This is a genomic window from Streptomyces adelaidensis, assembly GCF_016598475.1.
GTDB lineage: Bacteria > Actinomycetota > Actinomycetes > Streptomycetales > Streptomycetaceae > Streptomyces > Streptomyces adelaidensis.
Genome location: NZ_JAEMUX010000227.1, coordinates 1 through 1,523, shown reverse-complemented (window position 1 = coordinate 1,523; position 1,523 = coordinate 1). Strand labels below are relative to the sequence as shown.

General features: G+C 69.7%; 2 protein-coding genes. Both read left to right on the top strand.

The window, feature by feature from the left end; all coding sequences use genetic code 11:
- A partial coding sequence (locus tag I8N67_RS41470; protein WP_443729058.1) for a Mu transposase domain-containing protein occupies positions 1-600 on the top strand: 600 nt, incomplete at its 5' end.
- Entirely contained in the window at positions 600-1,448 is an 849-nt protein-coding gene (gene istB, locus I8N67_RS41465; RefSeq protein ID WP_234047114.1) for an IS21-like element helper ATPase IstB, read from the top strand. The genes I8N67_RS41470 and istB, both read left to right, overlap by 1 nt.
- Positions 1,449-1,523: the final 75 nt, after the last annotated feature.

Genomic DNA, 1,523 nt, shown 5'->3' with positions numbered 1-1,523 from the left:
AAGGGCCTGGTCGAACGCGCGAACGGCTACCTGGAGACCAGCTTCCTGCCCGGCCGCCTCTTCACCGGACCGGACGACTTCAACGCCCAGCTGACCGCCTGGCTGCAGATCGCCAACCGGCGACATCACCGTGTCATCGACGCCCGGCCCGTCGACCGCTGGGAGAGCGACCGGGCGGCGATGCTCGCCATCCCGCCCGTCGGCCCGCCCCACTGGTGGCCGCTTCGCACCCGTCTGGGCCGTGACCACTACATCCGGGTCGACACCAACGACTACTCCGTCCACCCCCGCGCGATCGGCCACATCGTCACGGTCCACGACGACACCGAGGAGATCACCGTGACCTGCGGCGACGACCTGGTGGCCCGTCACACCCGCTGCTGGGCCAGGCATCAGAGCCTGACCGACCCCGAACACGCCGCGGCGGCCCGGGACCTGCGCGGCGAGGTGATCCACCAGCAGGCAGCCCGAGCGGCCACCGCCAAAGCCGCGGCCCTGGCCCCCGACAGCCTCGGCATCGAGGTCGAACAACGCGAGCTGGGCACCTACGACCGCATGTTCACCCTCATCGAGGGCGGCGGCGGGAAGGAAGACACCTGATGGCCCGCACCACCGCTCCCGCGAAAACGCACCCCGCGACCGACGCGGGCAAACCCGACGGCCAGGGCGCCCGCACGGGCCGACAGACCGCCGCCGACCTGGCCTTCCTCGCCCGCGCCATGAAGGCCCCGGCCCTGCTGGACGCCGCCGAGCGCCTGGCCGAACGCGCCCGCACCGAATCGTGGACCCATACCGAATACCTGGTCGCCTGCCTCCAGCGCGAGGTCTCCGCCCGCGACTCCCACGGCGGCGAGGGCCGCATCCGCGCCGCCCGCTTCCCCGCCATCAAGACCATTGAGGAGCTCGATCTCACTCATCTGCGGGGTCTGACGCGCCAACAACTCGCACACCTGGGAACATTGGACTTCATAGCGGCGAAAGAGAACGCTGTTTTCCTGGGACCGCCGGGCACCGGCAAGACCCACCTGGCCACCGGCCTCGCCGTCCGGGCCTGTCAGGCCGGCCACCGGGTCGCGTTCGCCACCGCCGCCCAGTGGGTCGACCGCCTCGCCGCCGCCCACCAGACCGGCCGGCTCCAGGACGAACTGGTCAAGCTCGGCCGCTACCCGCTGATCGTGATCGACGAGGTCGGCTACATCCCGTTCGAGGCCGAGGCCGCGAACCTGTTCTTCCAGCTCATCTCGAACAGATACGAGAGGGCCAGCGTGATCGTCACCTCGAACAAGCCCTTCGGACGCTGGGGAGAGACCTTCGGTGACGAAACCGTCGCCGCCGCCATGATCGACCGACTCGTCCACCACGCCGAGGTCCACTCCCTCAAAGGCGAGTCCTACCGCATGAAGGGCCGCGAACTCGGCCGCGTCCCCACCGCCACCGACAACGACTGACGAACATCCGAGGCCGCACGGTGGCTCACGATTGAACCGTTCGAACTGGTCCCAAATTCAGCCGTTGCCGACACC

What these genes read in the sequence shown, in the direction of transcription:
- istB (WP_234047114.1), top strand. Translation starts at nt 600, where the DNA reads ATGGCCCGCACCACCGCTCCCGCGAAAACGCACCCCGCGACCGACGCG.